Source organism: Pseudomonas sp. S36 (assembly GCF_016647875.1).
In the GTDB taxonomy this organism is placed as follows: Bacteria; Pseudomonadota; Gammaproteobacteria; order Pseudomonadales; family Pseudomonadaceae; genus Aquipseudomonas; species Aquipseudomonas parafulva.
This window is the reverse complement of the sequence record NZ_JACVVG010000018.1, coordinates 1-14297: the sequence shown is the minus strand read 5'-3', so window position 1 is coordinate 14297 and position 14297 is coordinate 1. Positions and strand designations below refer to the sequence as shown.

Below are 14297 nucleotides of genomic sequence, written 5' to 3'. Positions count from 1 at the left end.
TCCCTTTCATCCGAACAAGCCCCGACATGTTCAGACCTCTTTTCGCATTCATTGGCACGCGCTACACCCGTGCCAAACGCCGTAACCACTTCGTCTCGTTCATTTCCCTGACCTCGATGATCGGCCTCGCCCTGGGCGTGGTGGTGATGATCGTGGTGCTATCGGTCATGAACGGTTTCGACCACGAAATGCGCACTCGGGTGTTGGGCATGATCCCGCATGCCACCCTGGAGAGCGGCCAGCCCATCGCTGACTGGCCTGCCCTTGCCCAGCAAGTAAAGCAGAATCCTCAGGTGCTGGCCGTAGCGCCCTACACCCAGATGCAGGGCCTGCTGACCCACGATGGCAAGGTGCAGAAGGTGCTGCTCAACGGCATCGACCCTGCGCGCGAGCGGGAGGTGTCGATCATCGACAAGTTCCTCCTGCAAGGCCGCCTGGACCAGCTGGCGCCGGGCGAGTGGGGCATCATGATCGGGGACAAGGCCGCTGCCAAACTGGGCGTGGCCATTGGCGACAAGCTCACGTTCGTGGCCCCCGAGGTCAGCGTGACGCCTGCCGGCATGTTCCCGCGCATGAAACGCTTCACCGTAGTGGGCACTTTCCACGTTGGGGCGGGCGAGATCGACGGCTACCTGGGCCTTACGAACATCAGCGACCTGTCGCGCCTGCACCGCTGGAAGCCCGACCAGGTGCAGGGCCTGCGGCTGAAGTTCGATGACCTGTTCCAGGCGCCACGGGTGGCCTATGACATCGCCCAGCGCCTGGGCGACCAGGAATTCTACAGCCGCGACTGGACCCGTACTCACGGTAACCTGTACCAGGCCATCCGCATGGAAAAGGCCATGATCGGCCTGCTGTTGCTGCTGATCGTGGCAGTGGCTGCGTTCAACATCATTTCCACGCTGGTAATGGTGGTGAACGACAAGCGCGGCGACATCGCCATCCTGCGCACACTGGGGGCTACCCCGGGCCAGATCATGCTCATCTTCATGGTCCAGGGCACGGTGATTGGCGTGATCGGCACCCTGATCGGCGCCGTGGTCGGCATCCTCGCGGCGCTGAACGTCAGCGCCGCCATCGCCGGCATCGAGAAACTGATCGGGCACAAGTTCCTCAATGCCGACGTGTATTTCATCGATTACCTGCCCTCGCAGATCCAGGCCCAGGATGTGTACATGGTCTGTGGTGCGGCGCTGGTCCTGAGTTTCTTCGCCACCCTGTACCCGGCTTGGCGTGCCGCCCGCACCCAGCCTGCAGAGGCGCTACGTTATGAGTGAGTCGCGCATGAGTGATAAAGCCGTTCTGAGTTGCCGCAACCTGGGCAAGGCCTACGACGAGGGGCCGGAATCGGTGCAGGTGTTGTCCGGGCTCAACCTGGAACTGCACCCCGGTGAGCGTGTGGCCATCGTCGGCAGTTCTGGCTCGGGCAAGAGTACCTTGCTCAACCTGCTGGGCGGCCTCGACCGGCCGACCCAGGGCAGCGTCTGGCTGGCCGGTGAAGAGTTGTCGGCGTTGGGGGAACGTGCCCGCGGCCTGCTGCGCAACCGGGCGCTGGGTTTCGTCTACCAGTTCCACCATCTGCTGCCCGAGTTCACCGCCGTCGAGAACGTGTGCATGCCGTTGCTGATCGGCCGTACGCCCATCCCCGAGGCCCGTGAGCGTGCCGAAGCGCTGCTCACGCGCGTGGGCCTGGCCCACCGCTTCAACCACAAGCCGGCAGAATTGTCCGGCGGTGAGCGTCAGCGGGTGGCCATTGCCCGGGCCCTGGTCAACCGCCCGGGGCTGGTGATGCTCGACGAGCCCACCGGCAACCTCGACCACCACACCGCCCAGGGCATACAGGAGCTGATGCAGGAGCTGTCGGGCGCATCGCGCACGGCATTCCTGGTAGTCACCCATGACCTGAACCTGGCCCGTCAGATGGACCGCGTGCTGAAGCTCGAAGACGGCCACCTGGTGGCGATCTGACCGATTTGCCGGGGCGGCACTGCCGCCCCGTTTTCCGTTTTTCATTGGGTGTTCTTGCACATGTTCAGACCCTTGCCCATTTTCATCGGCGCGCGCTACACCCGGGCCAAGCGCCGCAACCACTTCATCTCGTTCATCTCGATGACTTCGATGATCGGCCTGTCGCTGGGCGTGCTGGCAATGATCGTGGTGCTGTCGGTGATGAACGGCTTCCAGCGCGAAATGAGCTCGCGCATCCTCGGCCTGGTGCCCCATGCCGCCATCCTTGGCGAGCAGCCACTGGACGATTGGCACAAGGTGGCCGACGCCGCCCTGCAGAACCCTGCCGTGATGGCGGCGGCGCCGATCACCGAGATGGAAGGCATGTTGTCTTACAAAGGCGCGATGCAGCCCATCCAGGTGGGCGGTATCGACCCAGCGCAAGAAAGCAAGGTTTCGATCGTTGGCCAGCACATCGTTCAGGGCCAATTGCAGGACCTGCAGCCCGGCGAGTACGGGGTGGTGATCGGCGAGCTGACCGCCCGGCGCTTTCGCCTCAATACCGGTGACAAGCTGACCCTGATCGTGCCGGAAATCAGCACCGAGCCAGGTGGTATCACGCCGCGCATGCAGCGCCTGACCGTGGTGGGCATCTTCAAGGTGGGCGCCGAACTCGACGGTTCCCAGGCCTACATTCACATGGCCGATGCCGCAGCCATGCAACGCTGGGCGCCGGGCCAGGTGCAGGGCGTGCGGCTGAAGCTGCATGACCTGTACGCCGCGCCGCAGGTGTCCAAGGCCATTGCTGCGCAACTGGGCGACGGCTACCGCGCCGACGACTGGTCCCACACCCAGGGCAGCCTGTTCAGTGCCATGAAGATGGAAAAGACCATGATCGGCCTGTTGCTGATGATGATCATCGCCGTGGCCGCATTCAACATCATCGCCACCCTGGTGATGGTGGTGAACGACAAGGGCCCGGACATCGCCATTTTGCGCACCCTGGGTGCCACGCCTGCGCAGATCATGGGCACGTTCATGGTGCAAGGCAGCCTGATCGGGGTGGTCGGCACGCTCATTGGCGGCGTATTGGGCGTGATTGCCGCGCTGAATGTGAGCCAGATCGTCGGTTGGCTGGAGCGTGTGAGCGGCCAGCACATCTTTACCTCGGACGTGTACTTCATCAGCAGCCTGCCCTCCGAGCTGCAGTGGGGAGATGTGGCGATCATCTGCACCGCTGGCCTGGTGATGAGCTTCCTTGCCACCCTCTACCCGGCCTACCGCGCCTCGCAGGTGCAGCCGGCGATCGGCCTGGCTGTGTAACCACAGCCGGTACCCCAGGAGGGGCGTGCTGCGCCCCCTCTCAGTGCGCTTCTGAGAACGTGATCACGAAGCGTGTCCAGCCGTTTGCACACGCTACCGTAATGTCCCCACCATGGGCTTGCACGATGGACCGGGTGATCGCCAGGCCCAGCCCCGCATGCTCACGGCTGCCTTCATGGCGGGCCGGGTCTACCCGATAGAAACGGTCGAAAAGCCGCGGCAGGGCGGCCGGGCTGATGGCCGCGCCGGTGTTGGCCACGCAGATGACAGGCCCGGGTTGCAAGGTCACCTGTACCTGCCCACCGTTGGGGGTAAAGCGCAGGGCGTTGTCCAGCAGGTTGGACAGTGCCCGGCGCAACATCGGCCGGTCGCCGCTCAGCGTGGCCTGCCCTTCGCGATGCAGGGTCACGTTGTTGTCTTCGGCCAGCGGCGCGTAGAACTCCAGCAGGGCATCTGCTTCATCATGCAGCGCCAGCGGCGTTTGCCCAGGTACCAGCAGGCCATGGTCGGCCTTGGCCAGGAACAGCATGTCGTTGATCATCTGCGCCATGCCCTGCAGCGCTTCGAGGTTGCCATGCAGCGCCTCGTGGTATTCCTCCAGGCTGCGCGGGCGGGTGAGGGTGACTTGGGTGTGGGTGAGCATGTTGGACAATGGCGTGCGCAGCTCATGGGCGATGTCGGCTGAAAATGCCGACAGACGCTGGAAGGCGTCGTCCAGGCGTTGCAGCATGGCATTCATGGCGGTGGCCAGTTCTGCCAGCTCGTCGGGCATCTGCGCCACCGGCAGGCGTGTGGTCAACGAGCGTGCGCCCACGCTGGCCGCCACCTGGCCCATTTGCCGTAACGGCCGCAGGCTGCTGCGTGCAGCCCAGGCGCCCAGCAGGGCAGTGGCCAGCGCCGACAGGCCCACCGTGAGCCAGATCAACCGTTGCATACCCTGCAGAAAATGCTGGTGGTGAGTGATATCCAGGTACAACGCCACTTGCGGCGACTGCGGGGCGCCCGGCAGCAACGGTTGCGCCAGGCTGCGGTAATCGGTGCCCTGGGCATGCAAGGTGGCAAGGCCGCCGGGCACCGGCAGCGCAGGTAACCCGTTGCGGCTTTCGAACCAGCGTGTACCGTCGCTGGCGGTGATGCGCAGGCCCAGGTCGGCCTGGTGACCCAGTTCGGCCCTCAGGGCGGGCAGGCGGGCGCGCAGGTCTTCGGCGCGGGTGACCCCGGCCAGTTGCGCGCGCAGCAAGGACAGTCGGGATTCCAGCAGTTGTTGGTCCAGCTCGATGAAGTGCTGCTCACTGGCGTGGTTGAACAGCAGGCCGGCCCCTAGTGAAACGGCGGCTGTGCAGGCGGCGAACAGCAGCGCCAGGCGGTTGACCAGCGATACCTTGCCTATCACGGTGCCCGCTCTTCAAGCACGTAGCCCATGCCGCGGACGGTGTGGATCAGCTTGTTGGCATGCGCGTCGTCGATTTTCAGGCGTAGCCGGCGGATCGCCACTTCGATCACATTGGTGTCGCTGTCGAAGTTCATGTCCCACACCTGCGAGGCGATCAATGATTTGGGCAGCACTTCGCCCTGGCGGCGCAGCAGCAGTTCCAGCAGGCCGAATTCCTTGGCGGTCAGGTCGATGCGCTGGCCGGCCCGTTCGGCGCGGCGGCGGATCAGGTCCAGGCGCAGGTCGGCCAGGCCCAGTGAGGTTTCGCTGGCCGGGCTGGCTCCCCGGCGCAGCAGGCTGCGCACCCGGGCCAGCAATTCGGAGAATGCGAACGGCTTCACCAGGTAGTCATCGGCACCCAGTTCCAGCCCCCGCACCCGGTCTGCCACCGCGTCACGGGCGGTCAGGAACAACACCGGGGTGCCCAGGCCTGCCTGGCGCACGGCCTGAAGGATCTGCCAGCCATCCCGCCCTGGCAGCATCACATCGAGAATCAACAGGTCGTGGTCGCCGGTCAGGGCCAGGAACTGGCCGGTTTCGCCGTCGGTGGCCAGCTCGGTGGCGAAGCCGGCTTCGTTCAGGCCTTGGCTCAGGTACTGGCCGGTGCGGGCCTGGTCTTCGACGATCAGCAGTTTCATTGCGGGCTTGGGCTCCGGCGTTGCGAGGTCTTAAATAATACGTGACCCGGCATGCTCCTAGCCAAACTGACAAAGTTGTAATGTTGCGGTCAGCTTGCTGGCAGTCGCCGCAGTTTAAGGTTTGCGGCATCTGATCGTTGAGTTGTGGAGACGCCATGTACCGCCTGTTGATCGCATCCGCCCTTGCATTGGCCAGCCTGCCTGCGCTTGCAGAGCCTGCGCAACGCTTCCCCTTCGGTGAGCCTGCGCCGGCTGCGAAAGCAACCCGCACCGTCGAGGTGCTGCTCAAGGACATTGCCTTCGAGCCCAGGAACCTGCAGGTAAAAGCAGGTGAAACTGTGCGTTTCGTGCTGGTGAACGAGGGCCAGCTGCCCCATGAGTTCAACTTGGGCACCAAGGCCATGCACGAGGAGCACCAGAAAGAGATGGTGGCCATGCAGGGCAAGCTGTACAGCGCAGCTGGCGGGCATCAGGGCATGGATCACGGGCAGATGGCAGGCCATGCGCAAGGCGCAGAGCAGGCGGGCGGGCATGCCCACGGTGGCGGCAACACGGTGCTGGTGATGCCCGGCCAGCGCGCCGAGCTCACCTGGACCTTCCGCACCTCGGCGCCCATCGAGTTCGCCTGCAATGTACCGGGGCACTACCAGGCCGGCATGGTCGGCCCGTTGACCATCGAGTGACGGGCGCTGCAAGGCGGGGCGCAAAACCGGTAGACTAGGGGCAATTTCGAACTTGCAGGTCAGTTTCCATGCACCCCGCCGCCGAACACTCACCGCTGGGCAAATCCAGCGAGTACATCGCCACTTATTCGCCGCAGTTGCTGTTCCCGATTCCGCGCACCGTCAAGTGGGCGGAACTGGGCGTCACTGCCCAGACCCTGCCATGGCAGGGCGTGGATTACTGGAACTGTTTCGAGCTGTCCTGGCTATTGCCATCGGGCAAGCCCGTGGTGGCAATCGGTGAGTTTGCGATCCCTGCCGACTCGCCGAACATCATTGAATCCAAGTCGTTCAAACTCTATCTCAACTCGCTGAACCAGACCGTGTTCGCGTCGTTCGAGCAGTTGCAGGCGTGCCTGGAAAACGACCTGTCAGCCGCCGCCGGCAAGGCGGTAGCGGTCAGGGTTCGCACCCTGGCCGAGGTCGAGGCGCAGGGCGTGGTGGCGTTGCCAGGGCTGTGTGTAGATGCGCTGGACGTTGCCATCAGCAACTACGAACAGCCTCAGCCTGAACTGCTGCGCTGTGATACCCAGCGCGTGGTGGAAGAAACCCTGCACAGCCACTTGCTGAAGTCCAACTGCCCGGTGACCGGTCAGCCCGACTGGGGGAGCGTCGTGGTGGAGTACAAGGGCAGGGCGCTGGATCATGCCAGCCTGCTGACTTACCTCATCAGCTTCCGTCAACATGCCGATTTCCACGAACAGTGCGTGGAACGCATTTATCTGGACCTGAAAAACCTGCTCCAGCCGGAGCATTTGACCGTGTACGCACGTTACGTGCGCCGTGGCGGGCTGGACATCAACCCCTACCGCAGCACAACCACCATCACCCCAGCCAACGGCCGCCTGGTGCGCCAGTAGCCTCGCCCGGAGTCAGGGGCGAGCGCGGGTTACGACCGGGGGCCAAGGCCCCCGGGTAACCTCAGATACCCATGCTGTGCAACGAGTTGGCAATACTGCGCAGCGTGGCCGTAAGGTCAGGGTGCTCCGCCTCGAACCGTTCGATGGCAAGGTTCACACCATCGACCACATTGTTGTCAGGGGTGGCTTCCTCAAGTTTCAGCTGCGCCTCGATCTGGCGCGCCTCTTCGTGCAGCGCGGCCAGCTCTTCATCCGAGAGCGGAACGTTGCGGTCCAGTTGCTCGCGCAGGGTGTTCAGACGCTCTTGCAGTTCGCGGGCAGGCATTGGCTTTTCTCCATCAATGGCTTGGCAAGCCATGGACCTCAGCGAAGCGGCAAAGGTTCTGGCCTGTGTAAAGCGTAATCCACCTGCAGCGGCTTTGCATGACCCGCGTCAAGAGTGCTGTATCAGGGTTTTTCACCCTTGCTGCGGCGCTGGGCGATATGCGCCAGGCAGTTGTCCAGGGCTTCCAGGTGGTCGATCACCGAATGCACCCCCAGGCTGAACAGTTCCAGGGTCGCTTTGCCGCGCGCCGCACCCTGCTGCTGCGCAGTCATGCTCTGCCACTCACGGGCACTGCGCTCGCAGTGTGGGCTGCAGGCGGCCAGGCCAACCGTCCATAGCCCTGCATTGAGGCCGGCTTGCAACAGCCCAGGTTCGCCGCTGACCAGTACACAGCCGTCCAGGCGCTGGCTGCCCAGCGCCATCAGTGCCTGCCAGCAACCGTTGGGGGCAGGCCAGCGGGCGCCTTGCTCCCGGTGCCCAGGCAACCAGCCTGGCAGCACATTGGCGAAGGGCTGGCTGGGCTGGCCTGTGAGGTCATCCAGCCAGATGCAGGGCACCTGGCGTTCGCGCAGGTGGGCGAGGGTGGCCAGGGCGCCGGGGGCGGGCGATGGGCCGGTTTCGGCGCTTTGTACCAGGCAGCCGCGCAAGCCGAACAGTACCGCTGTGAAGGCCGGTTCAGCATCCATGGCAACGTCCTCGCAAATAGCCGGCAGATTATTGAAAAAATGTTGCCGTGCTGTGACAGCACGTCTTGAGCAACACTTGGTCACAATAATTCCATATACACTTGCAAAGCTGTTTATCAGCACGCAAGTCTCTATACTGCCGCCTTACAGCAGCGCGACCGGTTGCGCTTGCGGCCGAAAACCCGATGGAGAAACACTATGCGTAGGATCGGTGCCAGTGTGATCGAACGAGTCACCCAGGCCTGTGTCTGTGCCGGCATGTTGCTGGCACCCGTGGCAGCCACCCAGGCCGCCACCGAGGAAGATCCCTGGGAAGCGGTCAACCGCCCGATCTTCCGTTTCAACGATACCCTCGACACCTACGCGCTCAAGCCGTTGGCCAAGGGCTACCAGTTTGTCACGCCGCAATTTCTTGAAGACGGCATCCATAACATCTTCCGCAACCTGGGCGATGTCACCAACCTGGCCAACAACGTGCTGCAACTGAAGCCGCATGCGGCGGGCGTGGATACTGCGCGAATCATCGTCAACACCACCTTCGGGCTGGGCGGCTTCTTCGACGTGGGTACCAAGATGGGCCTGCAGCGCAGTGATGAAGACTTCGGCCAGACCTTGGGCTACTGGGGGGTGCCAAGTGGCCCGTACGTGGTCATCCCGCTACTGGGGCCGAGCACTGTACGTGACGGCGTGGCCAAGTACCCGGACACCTTCACCAGGCCGTACCGCTATATCGACCATGTGCCAACGCGCAACTCCATCTTCGCCCTCGACGTGGTGGATACTCGCGCCAGCCTGCTGTCTGCCGAGAAGCTGATTCAGGGTGACAAGTACATCTTCATCCGCAACGCCTACCTGCAGAACCGCGAGTTCAAGGTGCGCGACGGCGAGGTCGAAGACGACTTCTGATGGAGAGGGGGGCCGCACCGCGGCCCCTTGGGTCAATGCATGGCCAGAATGCGCAGCCCGAAGGTGTGTTGACCGTCTGGCTGGCCCGCAATCCACACCACTTCCGTGCTGGCACGCAGGCCTTTGAGTGACGGGTGGTCGGAGTCGATGCGCACTTCCAACTTATCACCTACCTGAAAGCTTTGTGGCGCCTGCACCTGCATGCCACTGCTGGACAGGTCCAGGCACACGGCGGCAATGACCTGGCCCTCGTGCAGCAGGGTCACCTCGGTATCGATGCGCATGCGTATGAAATCGCGTTTTTCGCTGTGGCTAATGGACGTGTTAGACATGCTGCATCCTTCCGTTAGGGTTGCACTGGTCGGCTTTCTTATAACTCCCGGTGATTTGCCCTGTAAAGAGCGCCCTGGCTGACCGTTACACGCTTGAAACGCCTGGCGGATGGGAGTACCGTCTGCGCCTTACAAGGTCGCTCTGACAGTTGCCGGGCAGGTGTTCTTGGCCTACAACTCAGGTAGAGTGTGAACAAATAGAACTCCCGTAGCTGGCCGTCTGCCTTGCCGACACCGCTGCACCAACCCAAATCGGCGCCGTTCGCCCACATGCAGAAAACCAGTGCAACGCTGCTGATCATCGATGACGACGACGTGGTCCGTGCAAGCCTCGCCGCCTACCTTGAAGACAGTGGCTTCAGCGTTCTCCAGGCTGGCAACGGCCAGCAGGGGCTCCAGGTCTTCGAAGAACACCAGCCTGATCTTGTGATCTGCGACCTGCGCATGCCGCAGATGGGCGGGCTCGAGCTGATCCGCCAGATCAGTGCACGCGCGCCGCAGTTGCCGGTGATCGTTGTGTCGGGTGCAGGGGTCATGACCGATGCAGTCGAGGCCTTGCGCCTGGGTGCTGCCGATTACCTCATCAAGCCCTTGGAAGACTTGGCGGTACTTGAGCTGTCGGTACGGCGCGCGCTCGACAGGGCGCACCTGGTGCTTGAAAACCAGCGCTACCGTGGCAAGCTCGAAGCCGCCAACCGCGAACTGGAAGCCAGCCTGCACCTGTTGCAGGAAGACCAGACCGCCGGGCGCCAGGTGCAGATGAACATGCTGCCCGAAAGCCCTTGGGTAGCGGGCGACTTCGCTTTCGAGCACCAGATCATTCCATCGCTGTACTTGTCTGGCGATTTCGCCGACTACTTCCGCGTGGATGAGCGCCGCATCGCGTTCTATCTCGCCGATGTATCTGGCCATGGCGCATCGTCAGCGTTCGTCACGGTGCTGCTCAAGTTCATGACCACCCGTTTGTTGTTCGAATTCAAGCGTGGCGGCAAGATGCCCGACTTCAAACCGTCGGAAGTGCTCAGCCATATCAACCGTGGGTTGATCAACTGCAAGCTCGGCAAGCACGTGACGATGGTGGGGGGGGTGATCGACGAGGACACCGGCCTGCTGACCTACGCCGTTGGCGGGCACCTGCCCCTGCCGGTGTTGCACACCCCGGAGCACACCCGCTACCTCGAAGGCCGTGGCTTACCGGTGGGGCTGTTCGACGAAGCGAGCTATCAGGACCAGGTGATCGAATTGCCACCGCGGTTCAGCCTCAGCCTGATGTCCGACGGTATTCTGGACCTTTTGCCGGGTGCCACGCTCAAAGATAAAGAAGCCGCCCTGCCGGAGATCGTCAGGGCAGCAGGTGGTAGCCTGGATGGGCTGCGTCAACGTTTTGGATTGGCTACGCTTGGGGAGATGCCGGATGATATCGCCCTATTGGTGTTGAGCAGGAACCTTCAATGAGTACCGGTAGAATCCAGTTCGCCGAGCAGAACGGTACCTTCGTACTGAAATTCGTCGGTGAAGTGCGCCTGACCTTGTGTTCGGCGCTGGATGCAACGATCGAGAAGATTTTCACCGCGCTGAATTTCTCGACCATTGTCATCGACCTCACCGAAACCGAGAGCATCGACAGCACCACCCTGGGCCTGCTGGCCAAGCTGTCGATCCTGTCACGCCAGAAAGTGGGCTTGTTGCCGACCGTGGTAACCACCAACCCGGACATTTCCCGGCTGCTGCAGTCGATGGGCTTCGACCAGGTGTTCAACATCGTCGACCGCCCGATACCCTGCCCGGAATGCCTTGCCGACTTGCCTTCGCAGGACCAGAACGAAGAAGTGGTGCGGTCCAAGGTGCTGGAGGCGCACAAAATCCTCATGGGCCTGAACGACTCGAACCGTGAAGCCTTCCATGACCTTGTAAGTGCGCTGGAGCGCAGCTGATCGTTTACCGGCGCTCAAACTCGGTAGCCTCGCCACCGCCCGCATCAAGCTGATAAACCCGCGCCGGGCGCCCTTGTTCGTTAAAGAATACCTGCCCCAAACCTGCGCCGTTCCAGAGCCGCTCGCCGGCCTGGCTGCGGTTGGGTGTGCGTGGCTCAACCTGCATTTCACGGCGCGACGTGAACCAGTTCAGGGGTGACCTTGGCGCGTAGAGCCATCGGTTGAGGCGGTCGAGCACATCCAGCAGACGCCTGGGGAATTCGTTCTTGATCCCGCTGCTGGTGACCTGCCACAGGTGTGGGCTGTGCTGCCGGTCGCGGATCAACACTTCGTAGACGAATGAGTAGTGCACATCCCCTGACAGCACCACGTAATGCCCAGGTGTGCGCGAGTGGCGGAAGATGTTCAGGATGACCTGTGCCGCTTCGCGGTGGGCCATCCAGTTCTCGGCGTCTACCAGCAGGGGATAACCCAGGGTACTGAATACTTTTTGCACGGTCTCGATCAGTTTCACGCCAAAGATAGGCGCTGGCGACACGACCACCGCAGAGGGGTGGTCCAGCAATGCCTGCTGCAATTCGCTCAGGGCCTCCCAGTCCATCAGGCCCGAGGGCCTGGCCGGGTTACCTTCACTGCGCCAGCGGCGGGTGCGGGTGTCGAGCACCAGCAACGGCGGGTGGGTGGGCAGGCTGAATTGCCAGCCCTGGAAGCGCAACAGTTCACCGATCAGCGCATCCTGGTTGTGTGCGTTCATAGATTGGCAGCGGTTGATCAGTGGCCCGCATCCGTCCGGGTCGTTACCCCAGCCTTGGCACACCAGGTATCCCATCAAGGCATTGCCGATGATGCGTCGCGAAAGTGGATGGCCGTAGGCGGTGTGCTCCCACTGCGCCGAGAGGTTCCAGTCATCGGTGATGTCGTGGTCGTCAAAAATCATCAGGCTGGGCAGGTGAGCCATTGCCCGGGCGACTTGCCCCAGGCGTTCGGCGAACCCCTGCACCAGCGGTAATTCGCGCTGGTAGCGCGTGCGGCATGCAGGGTCGAGGCTCTCGGGCATGTCCAGGTGCACCAGTTGCCAAGGCACGGGCGACCATACCAACAGGTACATGGCCATGACTTCGGCGAAGGTGACCAGGTGGTTGTCGGCGTTGCTGGACGAGAAGATCGGCTTGCGCTTGCCACCGAAAAAGCGCGCCCGCAGGTTTTCGTTACGGGCTTGTGCGGGTAGCAGATGGGCGCGGTGGTAGTAGCTGGCTGGGTGGCGGTACAAGGCCTGGCTGTCCGCCACCACTGCGCCATCGAGCTGCTCGTCGTGCAACCCCAGCCGTTCGATCAATGTATGAATGGCTCGCAGCATGGGGCCTGCCACATCGTCGGCGTATACCTGGTCCCCTGTCATCATCAGCACTGCCGGGCGATCTTGGGGTTGTGTGCACCGCTCAAGCAACCGATCAGCGCACAGCAGGCCGTCAGCCGCGGGGTGGTGCGGTTTGCGGCAGGAGCCATGCAGCAGGTGATCAAGCCGCCCGCGCAGCACCAGGTTGGGGCGCTGCTGGCCGGGGTAGAGCAGGTGTGGCGCCCAGCTTGCAATACCCTCGCCATTGATCAGCACGTCGTAGTCCAGCCACTGGTCGCAGGGGAGCGGCTGCTCGAAGCGAACTTCCAGCAGGTGAATGAACGCATGCTGCCCCACCGCAACCACCTGGCATTCCACCTTGGTTTCGGCCGAAGGGAACACGACGTCGGGCTGTAGCGGTTGTGTGGCTGCCAGCCAGATAGCCAGGCGCTGAGGCTCCAGCCGGCGAAGTATCGGGCCGGCGAGGACAAGGGGTAGTTCAGGAGGCGTGGTCATGTGAGCGAGGGCCGGCCGCACGGGCCTAGTCAGGATTGCAGGGGCAGAAGCAAAACGGGCGGGAAATGCTGAACATTTCCCGCCCGTCAGGCAAACGCGAACTGTGTCAGGCCTTTTCTGCCATCACCTTCTCGAGCTTTTCCTGATCGCGGGCGAATTGGCGAATGCCTTCGGCGAGCTTCTCTGTCGCCATGGCGTCTTCGTTCATGGCCCAGCGGAACTGGCTTTCGTTGAGTGCTTGCTTTGGCTCACCGGCATTGCCGGGTTTTAGCACCTGTGGCAGGTCGCCCTGATCGTCGCTGAGTTGCTGCAACAGTTCAGGGCTGATGGTGAGGCGGTCGCAGCCCGCCAGGTGTTCGATCTGGCCAACGTTGCGGAAGCTGGCACCCATCACCACGGTGTCGTAGCCATTGGCCTTGTAGTAGTTGTAGATGCGCGTAACCGACTGCACGCCTGGGTCTTCTGCGCCGGTGTATTCCTTGCCGGTACTTTTCTTGTACCAGTCGTAGATGCGGCCTACGAAGGGTGAAATGAGGAACACGCCCGCATCGGCGCAGGCCTGGGCCTGGGCGAAGGAGAACAGCAGGGTGAGGTTGGTCTGGATGCCTTCCTGCTCGAGCTTCTCAGCGGCGCGGATGCCTTCCCAGGTAGACGCCAGCTTGATCAACACGCGGTCACGGCCGACCCCGGCTTTGTCGTACAGGCCGATCAGCGTGCGGGCCTTGGCCAGCAGTGCAGGCTCATCGAACGACAGCCGCGCATCCACCTCGGTGGAAATCCGCCCAGGGATCGCTTTGAGAATGCCGGAGCCCACCGCCACCGCGAACGCATCGCAGGCCAGGTCCACGTCACCCTTGGCTTCGGCTTTAACCTGCTTGAGCAAGTCGGCATAAGCCGGGATGGCCGCTGCCTTGAGCAGCAGCGACGGGTTGGTGGTGGCATCGACCGGTTTCAGGCGGGTAATGGCGTCCAGGTCCCCGGTGTCGGCGACCACGGTGGTGAACTGCTTGAGTTGTTCCAGCTTGGAGGTCATGGGCGTGCTCTGTCCTGTGCAATGACTCGACATTACCCCAGCCCCGAGGGTCGCTCAAGGGCAAGGCTTTACGAGAGGTGACTGTTCGAGTGTGCGCTGGGGGCCAGGTTCCCGCGTGGGTGCGGCGCAGCGCGAAGGCGCAAGCATTTGACCGTAGTCGCCAGACCGACGTTTAGAACGTCTCGGCATAAACAGGCCGGAATCGCTTGCCCGCCCATACCCCATTCAGCGTAGGAGCGAGCAAAGCTCGCGATGGGCCGCGCGGGCGGCGCTCGATCTCCCAGGCGCCGCACCTGTAAAGGCGAAC

General features: G+C 62.8%; 15 protein-coding genes. 8 read left to right on the top strand and 7 right to left on the bottom strand.

Annotated features, from left to right (window positions below; all coding sequences use genetic code 11):
• The first annotated feature begins 26 nt into the window (after positions 1 to 26).
• The 3 genes from IAE36_RS12340 to IAE36_RS12330 are packed head-to-tail and all read left to right on the top strand — an operon-like array spanning position 27 to position 3270.
• Complete coding sequence (locus tag IAE36_RS12340) at positions 27 to 1277, top strand: lipoprotein-releasing ABC transporter permease subunit (protein ID WP_028632485.1); 1251 nt, start codon at positions 27 to 29, stop codon at positions 1275 to 1277.
• A 7-nt stretch (positions 1278 to 1284) separates the two neighbouring features.
• Entirely contained in the window at positions 1285 to 1968 is a 684-nt protein-coding gene (gene lolD, locus IAE36_RS12335) for a lipoprotein-releasing ABC transporter ATP-binding protein LolD (protein WP_174435876.1), read from the top strand.
• A 60-nt stretch (positions 1969 to 2028) separates the two neighbouring features.
• Entirely contained in the window at positions 2029 to 3270 is a 1242-nt protein-coding gene (locus IAE36_RS12330; protein ID WP_201212655.1) for a lipoprotein-releasing ABC transporter permease subunit, read from the top strand.
• Positions 3271 to 3310: 40 nt separating this feature from the next.
• Here IAE36_RS12330 and IAE36_RS12325 read toward each other — a convergent pair whose 3' ends face one another.
• Positions 3311 to 4663: a heavy metal sensor histidine kinase gene (locus tag IAE36_RS12325; protein ID WP_201212653.1), complete on the bottom strand. Its 1353-nt coding sequence runs from the start codon at positions 4661 to 4663 to the stop codon at positions 3311 to 3313.
• Positions 4660 to 5340: a heavy metal response regulator transcription factor gene (locus tag IAE36_RS12320; protein WP_201212651.1), complete on the bottom strand. Its 681-nt coding sequence runs from the start codon at positions 5338 to 5340 to the stop codon at positions 4660 to 4662. Before IAE36_RS12320 ends, IAE36_RS12325 begins: the two co-directional genes overlap by 4 nt.
• Positions 5341 to 5495: 155 nt before the next feature.
• Between IAE36_RS12320 and IAE36_RS12315 the strand changes: the two genes are divergently transcribed.
• Both IAE36_RS12315 and queF read left to right on the top strand, forming a co-directional pair.
• Positions 5496 to 6023 (top strand): cupredoxin domain-containing protein, encoded by a 528-nt coding sequence (locus tag IAE36_RS12315; RefSeq protein ID WP_201162772.1) that lies wholly within the window; start codon positions 5496 to 5498, stop codon positions 6021 to 6023.
• A 68-nt stretch (positions 6024 to 6091) separates the two neighbouring features.
• A complete protein-coding gene (gene queF / locus IAE36_RS12310) occupies positions 6092 to 6922 on the top strand; it encodes an NADPH-dependent 7-cyano-7-deazaguanine reductase QueF (protein ID WP_201212649.1) in 831 nt (276 codons plus the stop codon).
• A 61-nt stretch (positions 6923 to 6983) separates the two neighbouring features.
• Here queF and IAE36_RS12305 read toward each other — a convergent pair whose 3' ends face one another.
• Positions 6984 to 7247, bottom strand: a complete 264-nt coding sequence (locus IAE36_RS12305) for a DUF4404 family protein (protein ID WP_028632492.1) — start codon at positions 7245 to 7247, stop codon at positions 6984 to 6986.
• A gap of 122 nt (positions 7248 to 7369) precedes the next feature.
• On the bottom strand, positions 7370 to 7933 hold the full coding sequence (locus IAE36_RS12300; RefSeq protein WP_201212647.1) for a phosphonoacetaldehyde phosphonohydrolase-related protein: 564 nt from the start codon (positions 7931 to 7933) through the stop codon (positions 7370 to 7372).
• Positions 7934 to 8131: 198 nt separating this feature from the next.
• On the opposite strand from IAE36_RS12300, the gene IAE36_RS12295 reads away from it, so the two are divergent.
• Complete coding sequence (locus IAE36_RS12295) at positions 8132 to 8839, top strand: MlaA family lipoprotein (protein WP_028632494.1); 708 nt, start codon at positions 8132 to 8134, stop codon at positions 8837 to 8839.
• A gap of 32 nt (positions 8840 to 8871) precedes the next feature.
• Here IAE36_RS12295 and IAE36_RS12290 read toward each other — a convergent pair whose 3' ends face one another.
• Complete coding sequence (locus IAE36_RS12290) at positions 8872 to 9171, bottom strand: PilZ domain-containing protein (RefSeq protein WP_028632495.1); 300 nt, start codon at positions 9169 to 9171, stop codon at positions 8872 to 8874.
• Positions 9172 to 9441: 270 nt separating this feature from the next.
• Here IAE36_RS12290 and rssB point away from each other — a divergent pair, with 270 nt between their 5' ends.
• Together rssB and rssC are read left to right on the top strand one after the other, a co-directional pair.
• Positions 9442 to 10626 carry a two-component system response regulator RssB gene (gene rssB, locus IAE36_RS12285; protein ID WP_201212704.1) on the top strand — a complete coding sequence of 395 codons (1185 nt, stop codon included), beginning with the start codon at positions 9442 to 9444 and terminating at the stop codon, positions 10624 to 10626.
• Positions 10623 to 11105: an anti-sigma factor antagonist RssC gene (rssC, locus tag IAE36_RS12280; protein WP_028632497.1), complete on the top strand. Its 483-nt coding sequence runs from the start codon at positions 10623 to 10625 to the stop codon at positions 11103 to 11105. The genes rssB and rssC overlap by 4 nt, the downstream gene beginning before the upstream one ends.
• A 4-nt stretch (positions 11106 to 11109) precedes the next feature.
• Here the strand turns inward: rssC and IAE36_RS12275 are convergent, their stop codons facing one another.
• Complete coding sequence (locus IAE36_RS12275; protein ID WP_201212645.1) at positions 11110 to 12957, bottom strand: alkaline phosphatase D family protein; 1848 nt, start codon at positions 12955 to 12957, stop codon at positions 11110 to 11112.
• Between the two features lie 106 nt (positions 12958 to 13063).
• On the bottom strand, positions 13064 to 13990 hold the full coding sequence (tal, locus tag IAE36_RS12270; protein WP_201162774.1) for a transaldolase: 927 nt from the start codon (positions 13988 to 13990) through the stop codon (positions 13064 to 13066).
• Between the last annotated feature and the right edge of the window lie 307 nt (positions 13991 to 14297).

What these genes read in the sequence shown, in the direction of transcription:
- rssB (WP_201212704.1), top strand. Translation starts at nt 9,442, where the DNA reads ATGCAGAAAACCAGTGCAACGCTGCTGATCATCGATGACGACGACGTG.
- IAE36_RS12340 (WP_028632485.1), top strand. Translation starts at nt 27, where the DNA reads ATGTTCAGACCTCTTTTCGCATTCATTGGCACGCGCTACACCCGTGCC.
- tal (WP_201162774.1), bottom strand. Translation starts at nt 13,990, where the DNA reads ATGACCTCCAAGCTGGAACAACTCAAGCAGTTCACCACCGTGGTCGCC.
- IAE36_RS12330 (WP_201212655.1), top strand. Translation starts at nt 2,029, where the DNA reads ATGTTCAGACCCTTGCCCATTTTCATCGGCGCGCGCTACACCCGGGCC.
- IAE36_RS12275 (WP_201212645.1), bottom strand. Translation starts at nt 12,957, where the DNA reads ATGACCACGCCTCCTGAACTACCCCTTGTCCTCGCCGGCCCGATACTT.
- IAE36_RS12300 (WP_201212647.1), bottom strand. Translation starts at nt 7,933, where the DNA reads ATGGATGCTGAACCGGCCTTCACAGCGGTACTGTTCGGCTTGCGCGGC.
- IAE36_RS12305 (WP_028632492.1), bottom strand. Translation starts at nt 7,247, where the DNA reads ATGCCTGCCCGCGAACTGCAAGAGCGTCTGAACACCCTGCGCGAGCAA.
- IAE36_RS12320 (WP_201212651.1), bottom strand. Translation starts at nt 5,340, where the DNA reads ATGAAACTGCTGATCGTCGAAGACCAGGCCCGCACCGGCCAGTACCTG.
- IAE36_RS12290 (WP_028632495.1), bottom strand. Translation starts at nt 9,171, where the DNA reads ATGTCTAACACGTCCATTAGCCACAGCGAAAAACGCGATTTCATACGC.
- lolD (WP_174435876.1), top strand. Translation starts at nt 1,285, where the DNA reads ATGAGTGATAAAGCCGTTCTGAGTTGCCGCAACCTGGGCAAGGCCTAC.
- queF (WP_201212649.1), top strand. Translation starts at nt 6,092, where the DNA reads ATGCACCCCGCCGCCGAACACTCACCGCTGGGCAAATCCAGCGAGTAC.
- IAE36_RS12295 (WP_028632494.1), top strand. Translation starts at nt 8,132, where the DNA reads ATGCGTAGGATCGGTGCCAGTGTGATCGAACGAGTCACCCAGGCCTGT.
- rssC (WP_028632497.1), top strand. Translation starts at nt 10,623, where the DNA reads ATGAGTACCGGTAGAATCCAGTTCGCCGAGCAGAACGGTACCTTCGTA.
- IAE36_RS12315 (WP_201162772.1), top strand. Translation starts at nt 5,496, where the DNA reads ATGTACCGCCTGTTGATCGCATCCGCCCTTGCATTGGCCAGCCTGCCT.